This is a genomic window from Prosthecobacter sp. (genome assembly GCF_014879935.1).
Lineage (GTDB): Bacteria > Verrucomicrobiota > Verrucomicrobiia > Verrucomicrobiales > Verrucomicrobiaceae > Prosthecobacter.
Genome location: NZ_JACSRD010000201.1, coordinates 1 through 15,261 on the forward strand (window position 1 = coordinate 1; position 15,261 = coordinate 15,261).

The 15,261-nt window shown below is 54.9% G+C and carries 21 protein-coding genes; 17 read left to right on the forward strand and 4 right to left on the reverse strand.

Translation table 11 applies throughout. The annotated features are described in order from the left end of the window. Positions 1 to 161 precede the first annotated feature (161 nt). The 3 genes from IAE77_RS22470 (at position 162) to IAE77_RS22480 (ending at position 1,291) form a co-directional block, all read left to right on the forward strand. Positions 162 to 293 carry a hypothetical protein gene (locus IAE77_RS22470; RefSeq protein WP_294231599.1) on the forward strand — a complete coding sequence of 44 codons (132 nt, stop codon included), beginning with the start codon at positions 162 to 164 and terminating at the stop codon, positions 291 to 293. Between the two features lie 29 nt (positions 294 to 322). Continuing rightward, positions 323 to 478, forward strand: coding sequence for a hypothetical protein (locus tag IAE77_RS22475; protein ID WP_294231601.1), 156 nt, complete (start codon positions 323 to 325; stop codon positions 476 to 478). Positions 479 to 1,093: 615 nt separating this feature from the next. After that, positions 1,094 to 1,291: a helix-turn-helix domain-containing protein gene (locus IAE77_RS22480; RefSeq protein WP_294231603.1), complete on the forward strand. Its 198-nt coding sequence runs from the start codon at positions 1,094 to 1,096 to the stop codon at positions 1,289 to 1,291. Between the two features lie 178 nt (positions 1,292 to 1,469). Here IAE77_RS22480 and IAE77_RS22485 read toward each other — a convergent pair whose 3' ends face one another. From IAE77_RS22485 to IAE77_RS22500, 4 genes are all read right to left on the reverse strand, one after another. After that, positions 1,470 to 1,907 (reverse strand): hypothetical protein, encoded by a 438-nt coding sequence (locus tag IAE77_RS22485; RefSeq protein WP_294231605.1) that lies wholly within the window; start codon positions 1,905 to 1,907, stop codon positions 1,470 to 1,472. Positions 1,908 to 2,717: 810 nt separating this feature from the next. Beyond that, entirely contained in the window at positions 2,718 to 3,023 is a 306-nt protein-coding gene (locus IAE77_RS22490; RefSeq protein WP_294231607.1) for a hypothetical protein, read from the reverse strand. 82 nt (positions 3,024 to 3,105) lie between these two features. Further along, positions 3,106 to 3,888, reverse strand: coding sequence for a nucleotide excision repair endonuclease (locus tag IAE77_RS22495; RefSeq protein ID WP_294231608.1), 783 nt, complete (start codon positions 3,886 to 3,888; stop codon positions 3,106 to 3,108). Between the two features lie 196 nt (positions 3,889 to 4,084). Beyond that, on the reverse strand, positions 4,085 to 4,339 hold the full coding sequence (locus IAE77_RS22500; protein ID WP_294231609.1) for a helix-turn-helix domain-containing protein: 255 nt from the start codon (positions 4,337 to 4,339) through the stop codon (positions 4,085 to 4,087). 278 nt (positions 4,340 to 4,617) lie between these two features. On the opposite strand from IAE77_RS22500, the gene IAE77_RS22505 reads away from it, so the two are divergent. The 14 genes from IAE77_RS22505 to IAE77_RS22570 form a co-directional block, all read left to right on the forward strand. Further along, positions 4,618 to 6,489, forward strand: coding sequence for a tetratricopeptide repeat protein (locus IAE77_RS22505; protein WP_294231611.1), 1,872 nt, complete (start codon positions 4,618 to 4,620; stop codon positions 6,487 to 6,489). A gap of 226 nt (positions 6,490 to 6,715) precedes the next feature. Further along, the gene (locus tag IAE77_RS22510; protein ID WP_294231612.1) at positions 6,716 to 6,874 is read left to right on the forward strand and encodes a hypothetical protein; all 159 of its coding nucleotides are present in this window, start codon (positions 6,716 to 6,718) and stop codon (positions 6,872 to 6,874) included. 26 nt (positions 6,875 to 6,900) lie between these two features. Further along, entirely contained in the window at positions 6,901 to 7,116 is a 216-nt protein-coding gene (locus tag IAE77_RS22515; protein ID WP_294231615.1) for a hypothetical protein, read from the forward strand. Positions 7,117 to 7,202: 86 nt separating this feature from the next. Continuing rightward, positions 7,203 to 7,766, forward strand: a complete 564-nt coding sequence (locus IAE77_RS22520; RefSeq protein ID WP_294231617.1) for a hypothetical protein — start codon at positions 7,203 to 7,205, stop codon at positions 7,764 to 7,766. After that, entirely contained in the window at positions 7,763 to 8,581 is an 819-nt protein-coding gene (locus tag IAE77_RS22525; protein WP_294231619.1) for a PD-(D/E)XK nuclease family protein, read from the forward strand. Before IAE77_RS22520 ends, IAE77_RS22525 begins: the two co-directional genes overlap by 4 nt. 24 nt (positions 8,582 to 8,605) lie before the next feature. Further along, positions 8,606 to 8,980: a hypothetical protein gene (locus IAE77_RS22530; protein ID WP_294231620.1), complete on the forward strand. Its 375-nt coding sequence runs from the start codon at positions 8,606 to 8,608 to the stop codon at positions 8,978 to 8,980. A 16-nt stretch (positions 8,981 to 8,996) separates the two neighbouring features. Beyond that, a complete protein-coding gene (locus IAE77_RS22535; protein WP_294231622.1) occupies positions 8,997 to 9,359 on the forward strand; it encodes a hypothetical protein in 363 nt (120 codons plus the stop codon). Between the two features lie 78 nt (positions 9,360 to 9,437). Then, positions 9,438 to 10,493, forward strand: coding sequence for a WGR domain-containing protein (locus IAE77_RS22540; protein ID WP_294231624.1), 1,056 nt, complete (start codon positions 9,438 to 9,440; stop codon positions 10,491 to 10,493). Beyond that, positions 10,490 to 10,693: a hypothetical protein gene (locus tag IAE77_RS22545; protein WP_294231625.1), complete on the forward strand. Its 204-nt coding sequence runs from the start codon at positions 10,490 to 10,492 to the stop codon at positions 10,691 to 10,693. The genes IAE77_RS22540 and IAE77_RS22545 overlap by 4 nt, the downstream gene beginning before the upstream one ends. Positions 10,694 to 10,783: 90 nt before the next feature. After that, positions 10,784 to 12,235, forward strand: coding sequence for a DNA polymerase III subunit beta (locus IAE77_RS22550; RefSeq protein ID WP_294231627.1), 1,452 nt, complete (start codon positions 10,784 to 10,786; stop codon positions 12,233 to 12,235). A 63-nt stretch (positions 12,236 to 12,298) separates the two neighbouring features. Beyond that, positions 12,299 to 12,499: a hypothetical protein gene (locus tag IAE77_RS22555; RefSeq protein WP_294231628.1), complete on the forward strand. Its 201-nt coding sequence runs from the start codon at positions 12,299 to 12,301 to the stop codon at positions 12,497 to 12,499. A gap of 30 nt (positions 12,500 to 12,529) precedes the next feature. Beyond that, positions 12,530 to 13,309 carry a DUF932 domain-containing protein gene (locus tag IAE77_RS22560; protein WP_294231630.1) on the forward strand — a complete coding sequence of 260 codons (780 nt, stop codon included), beginning with the start codon at positions 12,530 to 12,532 and terminating at the stop codon, positions 13,307 to 13,309. 635 nt (positions 13,310 to 13,944) lie between these two features. After that, the gene (locus IAE77_RS22565) at positions 13,945 to 14,133 is read left to right on the forward strand and encodes a hypothetical protein (protein WP_294231632.1); all 189 of its coding nucleotides are present in this window, start codon (positions 13,945 to 13,947) and stop codon (positions 14,131 to 14,133) included. A 124-nt stretch (positions 14,134 to 14,257) separates the two neighbouring features. Further along, the coding region (locus tag IAE77_RS22570; protein WP_294231633.1) for a TolC family protein at positions 14,258 to 15,261 on the forward strand (1,004 nt) is incomplete at its 3' end.

Consider the following 15,261-nt stretch of genomic DNA (forward strand, 5'->3'; position numbering starts at 1 on the left):
ACTGGATGGCCGGCCGTCTCGACCTGCAAATCCCTTCAGCTTTTACCCACCCAGCATAGCGAAGCGCCGTTTTCCAAAGGCAGTCCGCATTGAGTGATTCACTGGAGAAGCCGCTTTTGAGCTCTCTCGCGGTTCTCACACTTTCACGCCCGGTCAGTGAGATGAACGGACATCTGATTCTTGAGTTCTTTGGTGTCTTCTGGATTGCTGGTAACTTCTCAGCCGGCTTCTTTTCCAGTCAGTCAGAAGTTGAAGAACACCTCGCCAACAAAAGCAGCGAGGCAAGGGTGTGAAAACGTCATTCGCCAACAAAGATTGAGCCATGACCAAAGCCGCAAAAGACTTCCTTAAATCCACCACGACCAATCTGGATGCGGTCTTGGCTGCACTCACACAGGAGGAACAACACGACCTGCTTGATGCTCTGGCCGGCGAAGTCGAAGAACGTTCAGATCAGTTGGCAGAAGAGGACGGTTAAGAATGGATCGCAGATCACCCAACGGCCACGCTTTTCAAACACGAAGCAGGCAGTGAAGAACATTACCGAGAAGCTGGGCAAGGTTGGCAGGCTTAAACAACTGTGTGATGCGAGCGCCTGTCGAGAAAGTTTCATCTTTCTGCTGTACATCCGCCGAGTTCGGTGCTATGTTTCCTACGTTGCTGATGAAGCAATTTCAGCGGCGCTTTATGAGTTGAGATGTGTGTCGTGCCCTGGAGTGAGAAGCCTGTAGAGTTCATGTTCCTGGATTCTACAGGCTTTTTTCTTCGCCAAATACATTCTCAAAAGCCGGATCATCGAGCGCTTTCATTTTGAGCGACTCATCAAGAGCAAACGCCTGACGGAGCGAAGCCTTCATTTCCTCGTGTTTACCATTTTCATCCTGATGCTGAGCCCCGTGCAATTCGCAGAGGACACAACTGATCGCGGTTTAGATGTCAGGAACGAACAAAGCCAGATCAACGGTCAGAAGAGGCTTGGGTGTCATATGCATCGATGATGGATCAGATGTCACCTCACAAAACTGCGAAAACCGCAAATGATGGTTCCCTGACGCCATTGCGTGACCAAAGGGTGGCGTATGATTGCCGTGTCATGAATAAAGAACAATCTCCCCCGTTGGCTTACAAACTGAAGGATGCGGCTGCACTACTCGGAGTTTCAACTATTTCCATCCGACGTGCTATTCAACGTGGACTGATTCGACCATCGCGTGCCTTTCGCCATGTTATCATTTGCGCTGATGAGTTGAAACGCTTTCTGAATACCACCTCGGCGATTGAATCGACGTGACAAGTTTTCGGGGAGGCAAAAGCTTCAGACTCTCTTGGCTTGCTGACTCCATGGACGCGGAGGGAGGCCCGACCATTGTCATACGGCTCAACGGTCGCTTCTACTTCGGGGACAGGTTCGAATCCCCAACGTAGTGGAGTTAGCGTGCCAGTCTCAGGAACAGATTTCAGGGTGACTTCTACTTTCTGGTTAACAGTCGAAGTGAAGAGAGGGTGTAATCGCCTTCCGGTGTTTGAAACAGGAAAACCGCAACACCTTCATTTACTGGAATGTCCTTCAAGGCAGTGGTCCATCCTGGCAGTGAAGACAGTTCCTGATGCACCACCCAGCGTTTGGATTGCAGGTAAGGTGCTATCAGACTTCGTTTCGGTGCAAAGATTAGCCGAAAGCCTTCAACACCAGGCATATTTGAGACTCCGAAAACAGAGATTTCGGCAGAGCTGACGGATTCGCCTGATTTGCTTTGGCCGGTTGTGAATGGACGCAATTCGACAGTCTTCACATCTACTCGCGTTGTTGTTGATGCTTTTGACTGGACCTGAGCAGGTGTGATTTTTGACGACTGACAGGCGGAGAGAAGTGAGCACAGGACAGGAATGAGTAGGGCTGTTTTCATGGGAAGCTGGGATTAGATGCACATCATACACAAAGCAAAAGGATGGCACCAATGACGTCTTCAATCCTCCGTCTCTTCTTGTAGAGGTCCGTCAGGTTAACTGTCAAACCGGCCGTAGTGTGAGAGATGCCGGTAGTCGAAAAGGAGTGCACGGGTTGGTTCTGTCTAAGGAGGAACCAGAATCTATAGTTGGGATTTCCAAACGGACTCTCTGATCTAGTTAGCCGTTCTCTCTCTGCACATGCTGATGGGAACGATTCAAACCATACATCACGGCCTCTGTTATCTTCTCCTCCAGATGAGTCTAGTTGGCCGTTGCGACAACCTAACGGAGTTTTGTCGAGGAATGAACAGGCTAGCAAACCTGCAATGACGCGATAAACCAAAACTTCCGGCGAGGTCTCTGGCAGTTGTTTCGGCACATCCAACCCCAAAGCGCTCGACAGCTTGTTTAGGACATTGGCAAACCCATCGTCTGTCACGCACGGCAGCCAGATTTGATCACCGCTAACCTGCGCCTCGAATCTGTGAAACGGTGTAAAGTCGCCACTTCGATTTAATGATGCTATAGACTGACCCTCTCTGAATATTGTCAGGCAGTCATATTGACCTCCTCCAGGATGTGTCTCGATGAGCGTTCCCACTTGAGGATGCCTTCTCATCAGTTCAGCCATCAGACGCCAAGACACGACTTCACGAATGGAGTCCGAAAGCTGAACTGGGTATTCTGAATTCATCCGAGTGATTTGAAGCACCGGCCATAGAACTCCTACAACTTCCGATGACCAGTGGAGAATCCTGTTGATCTCTTCAATGATTCGACCTGACACCAGTCGTTTGTGTCGGACGCTTTGGGCTTTGTTCCAATATCTGTGCAACCCCTCCAATAACGGTGCCAAACACAAGTGTCATGAACAGCACGACACAAAGGGCAAGAGAGCCAAGTGCTGAAACCAGAACGGCAACGCCAGCACCCACCCGATTGCTGCACATGGCGACAACACCCAGGATCATTGCTACCGAAAAGAACACGAGGCCGATCCCGGTCCAAAAGGTCACGAATCCAAGCCCGATGCATATCCATCCCGCCTTAATCGATGAAGTTTTCTGCTTCACCGCAACTGGAAGGGGTGGAGGGCAAGATGGCGAAAGGAGGGCCGATTGCATTATAATAATTATAGTCCGACTGCTCGTGATCTCAAGCATTCCTCCGTGCTTTGGCCGCATATTTCCTCACCCTCTCCATTTCTTCCTGCCAATACTCCTGCTGTACCTCTGAGGCCGCTGGAGGCATTTCTGCGAGCTTTGACAGCAGTGGCTCGCAATGACCACCAGCATACGCCCTGAGCGCTTCTGCGGTCTCTACGGCGTCAGGAAGGGGCAAAGACAGGCTCAGAGGCACACGGGCGTCAAAAAGCCCATACGGATAGCTGGAAAGTGGTTCAGAAGGCCATGCCACTCGAAACAGGCACCGGACCACGCTTCCATAGGCATAACGGAAGGCTGATGGATGAGGACCAGTGCCGCTTTCTTCACGGACCAGCTCAAGGTTCAGGTTTGGTCCAACCGTCTCGATTTTCAGCCACCATGGATCACCCTGCCACACCCCAGCTCGATTGAATGGAGGTCTTTTTTCAAGCAGCAAAACCCGCTCTAGCTCAATGGCTTCTTCAGCAGTGGCACATTCCTTCCATTCAATCCGGTGAATACGATGAACCAGGCGGAGGGTTCGTTTGGCATTCTTCTCCGGGGTGACATGCCTGTAGCTACCAAGTCGTGCCTTCAAATCCGATGACTGACCGATGTAGAGGAGTTCATTCTCGCGGCCAAAGAAGAAGTAAACCCCAGGCACCGATGGCAAGGCACGGAAGAACTCATTCCCCAAGCGCGAGGACAGGGGATTCTCGATCTTGAAGAGCTGAGGTTGCTTGGAATTCGGCGACGCCATCAGGAAGCAAAGAAGCTGTGCTGTTTGGCTCACGATTCAATCGCATCACCAGCAAAATCGTTGTTCCAATCTGAGAGCCGATCTGCTACAATCATCTGTAAATCGAGCGTGGTATTCGGGCTGCCAAACAGGTCAGAACATCCTGAAACCCAGCCAAATCCGCGCAGGATTTTGTACACTAATTTACCGGAGACTTTTTTCTAAAAAAGGTTCTGAATTACGCTCAGCGTCACCTTTTCCTGTTCTTCCAGCGTTTCTCGACCTCTTCGATCAAGTCGGAGTATGCCACTCCCATACCATCCGCGAGCATCTGGCCGATAAGAATTGAGATGTTCCTTTTGCCGGCTTCCAGGTTCACGACGCCAGTTCTCCCCACACCGGACTTCTCAGAGAGCTTTTTCTGGGACATCCCTGTGCGCTCCCTGGCCTCCTTGAAAACATCTCCAAGGATTTCAGCATAAAGCTCTGAGGGGGACTTCGCCACCCTGCGACATTATGACTTGAAATCGGCCCCAGGGATGTCCGTATTAGGACACATGACGCCCTGGCGCTCCGCCTACCGCATGCCCCCCGCCATTTCCTCCGATTCCTGCCAAAAGCTGAATCGCCCGCCCCATTTTCTAAAAACGGTTTTTGCGCCGCTGTGCGGATCGCATCGCAATCGGAGCCTCATGCTGAACCACTCGGCAGCAACAATCTAGGAGCAGAATAAGCGACGTTCTTGGAACTGGCCTGATCAGCATCCACTCACCATCTCTGCAAATGAATCTCCCAGACTCAAACATCCCAATGGTTCAAGGCATCAAGGCTAAAATTTGGATCACTCTGGCATTGGGGGCGGGCCTTTGCATAGTGCCCTTCGTCGGCTTCCTCATGTGGGTGCTATTCATTCCCGTGGTGATCATGACTGGGAGGTGGAGCTATTCCTTGCTTGGTTTGGGTGAGACGAAAAAAGCAATTCTTCATCTGATTGCCACCGTGCTATTCATTCCATACGCATTTGTGGTTCCGCTCATGAGCACCGGCCTGTTCAGTGCGATTATTTGGCCTGCCGAGACAAATGAATCTCAGAGTGTTTCTGGCACCTCACTCCCAGTTTATGCCCCAAAGATCGACGTCATAGACGTGTCACCTGGCAAAGACGTGAGTGAGGAGAAGTTCCTCCTCTTCTTGCTGGAGAACCAGCTCGACACAATCACTGTGTTCTCGCGCCAGAAACCTGAAAAGGCACAACCGAGGATTGCAGACAGCAAAGCAAAAACTCAGGAGGTTATCAGTCACCTTCAAAGCCGGAAGCCAGACGCGGGAGATTTCATCCCGCACTTCCAGGAAGTGGTGAACCTGGCTAATTCATATCAAGCAATGCTGAGCCAACTCGGAAACATTGAAGCCGCCGTCAGTGACAAAAAGGGCGAATCAGCGCTGCAAGCTGCTGGAAGCGGAGCTGTCATTGGTTTCACGGCGGCAGAGGCTTTTGATTCGGGTGATGCATCTGGCGCAATTCTAAGCGTTCTAGGCGCGCTCGTTTCCGCAGTTGGACAAGATCGAGCTATCGAGCGCGAAAAGAAGGCTCAAATCGAAAGTACCGTTGGTGCATTTGAGACGCTGCTTGATCAGGCTCGTGCGAACGCTGTGACACTAGCGGATCGAATAGCTGAGGCAAAATCATGGGAGAGGGGATCATTGGGACTGGAAAGAGAACGAAAGTCTTATGGGCAGGAGGTGCTTGCGCGCCCTGCCAACGAACTGCGCTCCGTGCTCGCCGATCTAATCAGCCAAAGACCACAGAACCCGTTCTTGCAGCAATATGGCATAACATTGGCGGACGAATTGGATGAAGGGGCGACGACAGTTCAATCCTGCCAACAGTGGAGCAAGCAGCTTTTGGAAATGGCAAGATTGATTCCTTCGGGAGCAGCATACGACTCCATTCGTCGTAGCTGCATTAAATGCTCGGGCGAAATGGCTTTCAGGGCGGCTGACATGGGGTGGAAAGACAAGAAGCTTGGCGACTCCTCCGGTGATGCGATTGTTGCTGCATCGTGTTGGAAGACAGCACTCAGCATCAGCAAATCCGATCCTGACGGCGAAATACGATGGCAGTATGGACGCAGCCTTGCCCTGGCGGGAGATCTTAACGAGGCGGAGGCCGTGTTGGTGCAGATTAAAGAGATCAAAGAAGCCGATCCTGAATATCATTACCTCATGTCCAGAATGTCTTCCGCAAAGGGCAATAAGGACGCTGCCATGAATCATTTCAAGAACGCCGTGGCTAAAGGATTTGAGCGCATTTCAGAAGCTCGCAATTCCCCAGATCTCGAACACCTCGGCAAAGCCTTTGGTGATGAATGGAACTCGCTCGTGGAGGTGAAGTATGAATGGAGCGTCACTTATGGGATCCGTAACGACGACATCACGATCACGAACAAATCGGCTTTTCCGCTCACTCATCTAACTCTGAAGCCCATCATCACCAACTCCAGCGGTAGCAGCTACACACCGCCAAAGGCGCTGACTCTGGACAGACTTGAGTCAGGAAAATCACACACCTGGGTAAACTGCATTTCTGTAACTGGTGGCGGAGACAAGGACACTCGAAAAGCTGAACTCTCCTGCGATCAGAGTGAGCAGTAACAGCCGTCGTAACAAAGGTCTCTCTGATCTGTCTTTGAACAGAGATCGTGCCTTTTGGCTTAGGCTACGCTCAAAGCTGAATTGCCCCCTTTTTTTCTAAAAACGGTTTCCGCATCGCCTTGGACAGGCCCTAGCACACCCCTCCCCTCAGAAGCTCTTCATCGCGGGTATAACAGAATGAAGCCGGAATTCATCTCCAGCTCATTCAACCCAAACACCCACCCTCATGAAGAAAGCCATCGTCCTCCTCTACCTGATCGTCGCGGTTCAGACATTCCTCATCATCGTCGCCTTCAAATTTGGCGCTGACTCGATGCGTGCTGCCTTACGCTATTCGCAGGAGTCCATCCTCGAAATCTGCGACCAGCGTTACGTCCAGAAGTAGCGGCAACCCACGAGCAAGATCATATCATGCCTCGTCCACGCCACTACTCACCGACGATCTCGCGGTTCCTTGTCTCCGTCCTGTATCACGAAGCCAAGCATCAGAATATCCCCATGACCAAACTCACGGATCGACTGCTGCTCGCTGCCCTTCGTGGTTCCCCAGGATGGATCAAGGCCACCACACCGAGACTCGCCGAAGAAAACACCCCTGACGTTCCTGCGCTGTCCAAAGCAGCCTAGAACCAGCCCACAAACCACACGCGCAAGCCAGGCCATCACGGTCTGGCTTTTTTCGTGTCCACATCCCACCACCAGCACACAACACCATGGCTATCAAACTCAGCGCCAACTACAGCAAGAAACTCGGCCTGCCCCAATACAGCAGCCACAGTTTCAGCGCCTCCGTCGAAGTCGAACTGACGGACATCACCCAGGCCGAGGCAGAGATCCAAAAGCTCTACCAACTCCTGCAGCATTCCGTTGACCAGGAAATCCAGAACCCCGGCTACATCCCGGAAGGCAATGGATCGAGCGGCTCCAACGGCCACCACAACCAGCCCCAGAACGGCCGCACCTATCAGATCAGTGGCAACCGTCGTCCCTACCCCAATGGGAACAACGGCCAACGCCCCCAGACCAAACCGCAAGGCGAAGTCTGGAACTGCACACCCGGCCAAAAGGGATTCATCCAGCGCATCGTGAACGAGAACCAAATGCAGATGCAGGACGCTGAGGACCTTTCCCAGCAGCTCTATGGCATCGGCGTGAAGGAACTCGACAAGATGCAGGCCAGCCAGGTCATCGAGGAACTGCTCTCCAAAGCGGGCAAGTCACCGAAGCAACACCGCTGGCAGCAACGTCAACCCCACACCACCCAACACGCAGCATGAACCCCACCGCTGAAACTCCCCCACCAACGGAGCGCAGCGAGAAGGACATCATCCGGTCATTGCAGGAGGAGGTTTCAGCTTCGCGGCTGAGCCTCTTTTTGCAGTGCCGGCTGAAGTTTTATTATCGCTACGTCCTCCGTCTCAAGAAGCCCAAGACCGCCTCCCTGCATGTCGGCAATTCGGTTCACGCCGCGTTGAAGGCATGGAGCAAGGCGCGATGGCTTGGCAAACCGCTCTCGCTCCGTGATTTGCACGACGCCTACACCAAAGCATGGGCGGACATCTCCGAAGGAGTCGTTCCTTGGGAGACCGGTGAGGAAGAAGAGGAAAAGACCACGGGCTGGCGTCTGTGTGACACCTACATCCGGCAGTGCGGTTCGATGGCAACCATCAAACCCGATGCCGTCGAAGTGTCCGTGGAAGCCGACCTGTCCCAGCATGGTCTGCCCCGCCTCATCGGTATCCTCGATCTCGTTCAAGAAGGCACCATCATCGACTTCAAGACGAGTTCCTCCACACCCAACCCCTCGTCTGTCGAGCACCTGCATGAACTTCAGGTCAGCAGCTACGCCGTTCTCTACCGTCACAACACGGGCAAAAAGGAAACCGGCATCGAGCTGCATCACCTGGTCAAACTGAAGAACCCCAAACTCTGCGTCACCGACCTCCCTCCCATGACCGAACAACAGGAACACCGCCTGTTTCATCTCATGGACACCTATTACGAGGAACTGGGTCGAGCCGAGTTTTATCCATCGCCCAGCTTCGCCTGCATGGGCTGTGAGTTCTTCGGTGAATGCCGTCGCTGGCGCTAAACCCTCAACCTCACTCACACCATCATGAAACACCTCCTCACCCTCATCATCGGCCTGCTGCTGTTTTCACCGACAGCTCACGCAGGTTGGTTTTCCAGTGATCCTGATCCCCTCGCGCAAGCTCAGGAAAAGATCGTGGTCCTGGAAAACACCCTCAGCACCCAAACGACCACCATGAACCGCTGGCAGATCGCCACAGGTTCTTTGGCGATTGGTTGCATCATGCTCCTCATCATCGGTGCCGCTCTCGGTGCCAAAACCCGTCAACATCACCATGAATCCACACGACGACTGGGACGAACATCCCCATCACCTTCACCCACAGGCCTCAACGGTCGCAAATCCGCATTCGTGGATGAAGCGTCTGACGAGCACACTCACTCGACACTGGCGGCCTGAAGTTCTGCCCGCACCCATGGTTGATCGTGACCTGCCCAAGCTCACCGCCATCGAAAGAGCGGCGGAAGTGATGCGGTTCACCTTCAGCCGTCTGGAATATGCGCTCTCACCCCTTGGACATCTGAGGGAGTTCGTGAAGCTCAATTTCCGTGTCGCCTTCGCCATCGCCATTCCTGCCCTTCTCGTGGCACCCCTGGTCACTCTGGCGCTCAACCAGTTCAAAACCTGGATTGCCATGCTCACGGAGACGATGAGCAGCTTCGTGCTGTTCCCGCTTTCCGTCGTGCTGAGCATCATCCTGGTTTGCGGCATGGTCTATATCGGCCGCAGCATTCTGGAGATGCGCATGAGGTCCCAACACCGCCAGGGCTACTACTGAAGCACCACCCCAACCCCAAAACCCAAAGAGCCGGATGATCTGTCACAGGATTGTCCGGCTCTTTTCATTTCAACGAACATGGAAAACACCACCACCCTCTACTACCGCGAGGGATCATCCGACAAAGTGTATCAAACCAGCATCCAGCCCCAAGGCGAAGGCTTCATGGTTCACTTCGCGTATGGTCGCCGCGGTTCCACCCTCAACACCGGCAGCAAGACACCAACACCGGTGTCCTATCCCATCGCCAAGGACATCTACGACAAGCTGATCAAAGAAAAGATGGCGAAAGGCTATCTCCCTGGTGCCGACGCTGGAAACACCCTGCCACCAGCCTCACCCAAGAAGCACAGCGGCATCCAGTGCCAGCTCCTCAACCCCATCACCGACATCCAGCTCGAACAATTCCTGTTTCATCCCGACTACTGGATGCAGGAAAAGCTCGATGGACGAAGGCTCATCCTCAAAAAGGAAGGCGCTCAAATCACCGGCATCAACCGCTTGGGATTCCCCACGGCGGTTCCAGAAGCCATTGCCCAAAGCGCCAGTCAGTATCCCCGTGACTTCATTCTCGACGGTGAGGCCATTGGTGATCACTACCACGCCTTCGACCTCCTCACCATCGGTCCCGAAGACATGCGCCCTTTGGGCTTTTCCGTGCGCTTTTTCAGGCTGCGGGACATGCTCAGGAGCTTCGATCATCCGTTCATCCACGAGGTCGAATCGTTCCTGTCTCCTGGATTGATGCCGATCTTCACCCGGCTCAAAACGGAAGGCAAAGAAGGTGTCGTGTTCAAAAACAAGCACGCGCCTTACATCCCAGGCAGACCCAACTCCGGAGGCACGCAGCTCAAATACAAGTTCTGCGAGACAGCCTCCTTCATCGTCACCCAGATCAACGACAAGCGCAGCGTCATGTTGATCCTGTTCGACGGCGAGAAAGTCCGTTCAGCAGGCAATGTGACCATCCCGCCCAATCACGACATGCCCAAACCTGGTGATGTTGTGGAGTGTCGTTATCTCTACGCCTTCAAGGAATCAGGCTCCATTTACCAGCCTGTGTTTCTTGGCGTGCGTGACGACATCCAGCACACGGAATGCACCACGGCACAGCTCAAATACAAAACCCAATGAGCCCGGACCTGCAAACCGCTCTGGATGACCTTGCCAGTGCCATCCAATCCATCACGCTCGGAAGTGTTGAGTCAGTCGTCATCCAAGAAGCAGGCGAAGCCCTGATCCGGAATTGGAACGACCACCACGACACCAAGATCGACGAGGAACGGGAACTGCAACTCTGGGCAACCAGACAGTCCCGCCCCCAGCTTGTGTAAACATTTGCACCAGCCCCCAAACCCTCGCTGAAAGCCCCTGTGTCCCTAACCGGTGCAGGAGCTTTTGGCATTCAACCCCAAACACCCAACATGAAACCCATCCCACTGCCCATCGCGGAGCTTAAATCCGCCCTCTCAGGAATCGGCAAGGTGATCAACCCACGAACCACCCTGCCCGTTCTCCAACACGTCAAAGTCGAACGCACCAACGACGGCTGGATCGCCCTCACCGGCACTGATCTTGACCGCTTCGTCACCATGCGCCTCGAACATCCCGCCGAAGGTCCTCCCTGTGCGGTGCTGGTTCCTTTCGACCAGCTCCAGCACCTCTCGAAGAACTGCGGCCGCGATGAACGTCTCCTCATCGACATCACCGAACAAGGCCCGGTCATCAAATTCGCCCTGGCTGACAACCTCGGCGAAACCAAGGTCAAACCGCTACCTGTCACTGAGTTCCCGGAGACTCCTCGCCTTAAATCGGAGGCCATCCCACTGCCACCCACGCTTCGCACCACCCTTCACGAGGCGATGAACTGCGCCAGCACGGACAGCACACGCTACGTCCTCAACGGCACCTTTATCGACGCCAGCAATCCGAAAGGGTTCTACGTCGTGGGAACAGATGGAAAACACCTCTACAGCGCCAACTCGTTCACACTGCCCATCAAGAACTCCATCCTCATCCCTAATCACAAGTTCCTCGGATGGAAGGAGTTCAACAATGACGGTGAATGGCAGATGAAGGCCGATGATCAAAGCATCCAGCTCTCCTCAAGGCGCTGGCGCTTCATCACCCGCCAGATCGAAGGCAAATACCCCGACTGGCGTGTGACCATCCCCAACCCCAAGGACGCGAAAACGCACATCACCCTCGATCCGGCCAAGCTCGAAGCCTTGTCCAAACTCATCCAGCGAATCCCCTGCCACGATCCTGACCGCTTTGAAACCATCGGTCTCGAATGGAAGCAGGGGCAATTTCTTCTGCTGGGCAAAGACAAGCACAACGAGCCCTGGACGCGGGTTCCCATCGCAGACGCCAAAGGCACCGGCCCTGACATCACCATCTTCATCAGCCGGCACTTCCTCATCAAGGCGCTCAGCTATGGACTCAACACCATCAGCCTCATCGAATATCTCGCCCCGCTCCGGTTCCATAATCAGGGCAAGCAGATGATCGTGATGCCCCTGCGCCCTGGTGACCAAGACACATCACCACGGCCTTCACCACCTCCGGCCGTTCCTACCACAACAACCACGAGCAGACCGGCCCCAATGCCGCCTGCTCCTCAACCTCCACCCATCACCAAACCCATGATCCACACCCCCACCTCCGAAGGACCGCCTCCCAACGGTCCCAAAACCACCATTGAAGAATGCACCGACCTGAGCCTCGCCATTCGCGACAAGTTCAACGACGGCTTCAACATGCTGCGTGATCTTGGACTCAAACTGAAGCTCGCCAATCGTGAGCAGAAGATGAACGCCAGGGAAATGCACTCCGTCCGCTCCACGCTTCGGTCTCTCCAAGGACTGAAGATTTAATCCAACCCCCATCCGCACAGAGCCAGACCTGCCTTCACCGGTGAGTCTGGCTCCTGTTGTTTTATGGCACGCATCTCGTCCATTGTCTTCGACAGGAACGAAAAGCCAAAGCGGGCCACCATCATCACAAAGCTCGGCACCGTGAAAGTCGAGTGGCGTGATGTCTGTGGTGATCTGTGCTGGTTCACGAGTGGCAATCTCAACGCCAAGAAACTCGTCGCTCCTGCCATCCGAAGAATCGAGCGCATGGTTCAAGAACTGTGACGCTCATCAACCCTCAAAACCTTGCCAGTCATGATTGCAGATCTCGCACCCCAAGCCCCCATCCAAATCCAACGTCGAACTCCGAACCTCATCCTTCACTGCGGCGCTCATCACGTCGATTTGAAGCAAGTCCGCAAAGTTCACACCCCTGATCCAACCTCAACCTGGTGTCCCATCCCTCATCACCAGCTCATCTCCACGGTTCAAGATACCCTGAAAACCACCCGTCTTCGCATCGGCACCCAAGCCCACAGCCTGACACACGATGGAATGCGGTATTTTGGACTGATGGAAATCCACGCCAAGAAAGCCAGTGACGATTATTGCTGGGTTCTTGGACTTCGGAACAGCCACGACAAGCAGTTCCCCGCAGGTATCGTTGCAGGAGCCAGTGTGTTCGTTTGCGATAATCTCAGCTTCAGTGGTGAGATCAAATTCGCCCGCAAACACACCCGGTTCATCGTCCGCGACCTTCCCCAGCTCGTCAGTCGCTCCATCGGTCTCCTGCTCGCAAAATGGCACGATCAAGACAAACGCATCGCCGCCTACAAAGAAGCCGAGATCACCGACACCGAAGCCCACGACCTCATCATCCGGGCGACTGATGTCGGCGTCTGTTCCAACCGCCTGATTCCTCCGGTGCTCAATGAATGGCGCGAACCCAGACACGATGCATTTGAGGGGAGGAATGTCTGGTCGCTCTTCAATGCGTTCACGGAATCTCTGAAAGATGGAAATCTCGCAGAGCTACCGAAACGCACAGAAGCCCTTCACGGGTTGCTGGATACGCACGTCGGATTGAGTGCCTGAAGATCTGAGATCCTGTTTTGCTTCACGCTTTACAGGGTCTCTTTTCTTTAGCTGTGCGTGGGAGTCAGCCATCATCTCAGACAAGGAGAAACGTAGGCTCTTCTAATGCCTTGGGTGGGTAGTAGGTGCTGGCAGCAGCTTGCTAGGGTCTCCAAAAGATGGTTCCACTTTATCTTTGATGGCAAACTTCGTAGCCCAAGGTCGTGAGGGTGAAGTCCAGGCCATCGTTGGAGCGATTGAGTCGTTCAGGACGAAGCGGCTTCACGGGGCCACGATCTGGGATTTTGAACGAGAGCCACTTGCTGCTTCGATTCTCAGTTTGGTGCTTTACCGCAGAGGTTGTGCTCGCGCGCGACACACCGCCTGGAATAACATCCCGCCTTGACCATCCTACGATGTCGGCGAGTCTTGCCGCCGCTTCTCCAATGAAACGCCTCTGGCAAATCCTCGCACTTCTGATGCTGGCCTTGATGGTCCCAGCTTCGATGTGCTGTTATGGGGAGGATGGATGTGAGGTGGAGGCTTGTTGCTCTGAATGCCACGATGACCATGGAGAGCACGACGGCGATGAGCACCACGCGCCCGTTTCCTGCCCGAGCGATACGATTTCCCACAGCCAGGTTCCCGCGCCGGTCATGCTGCCGGAACTGCAGATGGTGGAACTGGCGGACATCATCCATGCGATGATGCGCTTGAATGAACTCGCGGCGACGACTGCCTCGCCAGTGCCTTTGATGTCCACCGCACCGCCAGAATTGCGAGCGACGTGGCATTTCACGCAACGCACGGCGCTGCCGGTGCGTGCGCCTTCGATCCAGGCTTAAAGCTCCGTGCGTTGGGCCGCCCATGCAGGCGCTGACATCCACGCAGGAGCTTCCCTCCGCGACCGCTTGCACAGCGTCATCGTGGCTTTGTCGTGCCTCCGTCAAACTTCAGCCCCACCTCATCATGCGCTCATTCATCCTTTTATCTCTGCTGCTGACTGTTGTGCCGCAGCTTCTCGCGGCGGATTCCAAACCTGCCGCCTCGTCCATCACCGAACTCGTGGGCCGCACGCTCGCGGGGAATCCGGAAATCCGCTTCTATGAGGCGGAGGTCGCGGCGGCGAAGGCCGCCCGCACCACGGCAGGCAAGCAGTCGAATCCCGAGCTAAGCCTGCAAGTCGGCAACAACCAGATTCGCAACGCCGACAGCCGGTCGAACGGCCTCGCCTTCTCCGCCGAGCTGGCGCAGCCGATTGAGTGGCCGGGGCGGCTGGGACTTCGCAAAGCCATCGCGAACCGCGACATCGCCATGGCGGAGCTTGGATTGGAGCGGTTCCGTTTTCACCTCGCGGCTCGTGTTCGCGTGCTGGCCTTCACGCTCGCCGCGCAGCAAGACCTCGCGAATGCGGCGAACGAAGTCGCCGCACGTTATGCCTCGCTGCGCGAGGTGATGGTGCAGCGTGAGCCTGCGGGCATCGCGCCGCAGTTGGAGATCGCCACCATTGAGGCGGCGGCTCTTGTAGCGGAGTCGCGGGCGGCGAAGGCCGGTGTCGTGGTGCAAAAGGCGCTGCTGGAGCTAAACCAGCTCATGGGCCGCCGTGCGGATGCGCCGCTCATCGTGAAACGCGGCCCGTTGGATACGAAAACCGCACCTGCGCTGCTTTCCCTGCTCGGCTCTGCGATGCGGAATCACTACGACCTGCGCATGCGCCGTGCCGAGCTGGAGCAGCAGGGCTTCAAGGTCGAGCTGGCAAAGAACGAGCGTTATCCCGCCTTCACCATCGGCCCTTTTGTGCAGGTGCAAAACACCCGCACGCTCGATGACCAGACCACCGCAGGCATCGGCATCTCCTTCCCGCTGCCGTTTTGGAAAAGCGGTAAAGCGGAGGTCACCACCGCCGAGGCACGCCAAGTGCAGGCGCAGGCCACGCTCGCCGCCGCGCAGCGCGAGGTGGAGCGGCAGGTCAC

Coding starts and splice junctions, on each gene's coding strand:
- IAE77_RS22535 (WP_294231622.1), top strand. CDS start 8,997: ATGGTTGATCGTGACCTGCCCAAGCTCACCGCCATCGAAAGAGCGGCG.
- IAE77_RS22470 (WP_294231599.1), top strand. CDS start 162: ATGAACGGACATCTGATTCTTGAGTTCTTTGGTGTCTTCTGGATTGCT.
- IAE77_RS22480 (WP_294231603.1), top strand. CDS start 1,094: ATGAATAAAGAACAATCTCCCCCGTTGGCTTACAAACTGAAGGATGCG.
- IAE77_RS22550 (WP_294231627.1), top strand. CDS start 10,784: ATGAAACCCATCCCACTGCCCATCGCGGAGCTTAAATCCGCCCTCTCA.
- IAE77_RS22540 (WP_294231624.1), top strand. CDS start 9,438: ATGGAAAACACCACCACCCTCTACTACCGCGAGGGATCATCCGACAAA.
- IAE77_RS22475 (WP_294231601.1), top strand. CDS start 323: ATGACCAAAGCCGCAAAAGACTTCCTTAAATCCACCACGACCAATCTG.
- IAE77_RS22555 (WP_294231628.1), top strand. CDS start 12,299: ATGGCACGCATCTCGTCCATTGTCTTCGACAGGAACGAAAAGCCAAAG.
- IAE77_RS22485 (WP_294231605.1), bottom strand. CDS start 1,907: ATGAAAACAGCCCTACTCATTCCTGTCCTGTGCTCACTTCTCTCCGCC.
- IAE77_RS22505 (WP_294231611.1), top strand. CDS start 4,618: ATGAATCTCCCAGACTCAAACATCCCAATGGTTCAAGGCATCAAGGCT.
- IAE77_RS22515 (WP_294231615.1), top strand. CDS start 6,901: ATGCCTCGTCCACGCCACTACTCACCGACGATCTCGCGGTTCCTTGTC.
- IAE77_RS22565 (WP_294231632.1), top strand. CDS start 13,945: ATGCTGCCGGAACTGCAGATGGTGGAACTGGCGGACATCATCCATGCG.
- IAE77_RS22520 (WP_294231617.1), top strand. CDS start 7,203: ATGGCTATCAAACTCAGCGCCAACTACAGCAAGAAACTCGGCCTGCCC.
- IAE77_RS22545 (WP_294231625.1), top strand. CDS start 10,490: ATGAGCCCGGACCTGCAAACCGCTCTGGATGACCTTGCCAGTGCCATC.
- IAE77_RS22525 (WP_294231619.1), top strand. CDS start 7,763: ATGAACCCCACCGCTGAAACTCCCCCACCAACGGAGCGCAGCGAGAAG.
- IAE77_RS22560 (WP_294231630.1), top strand. CDS start 12,530: ATGATTGCAGATCTCGCACCCCAAGCCCCCATCCAAATCCAACGTCGA.
- IAE77_RS22510 (WP_294231612.1), top strand. CDS start 6,716: ATGAAGAAAGCCATCGTCCTCCTCTACCTGATCGTCGCGGTTCAGACA.
- IAE77_RS22530 (WP_294231620.1), top strand. CDS start 8,606: ATGAAACACCTCCTCACCCTCATCATCGGCCTGCTGCTGTTTTCACCG.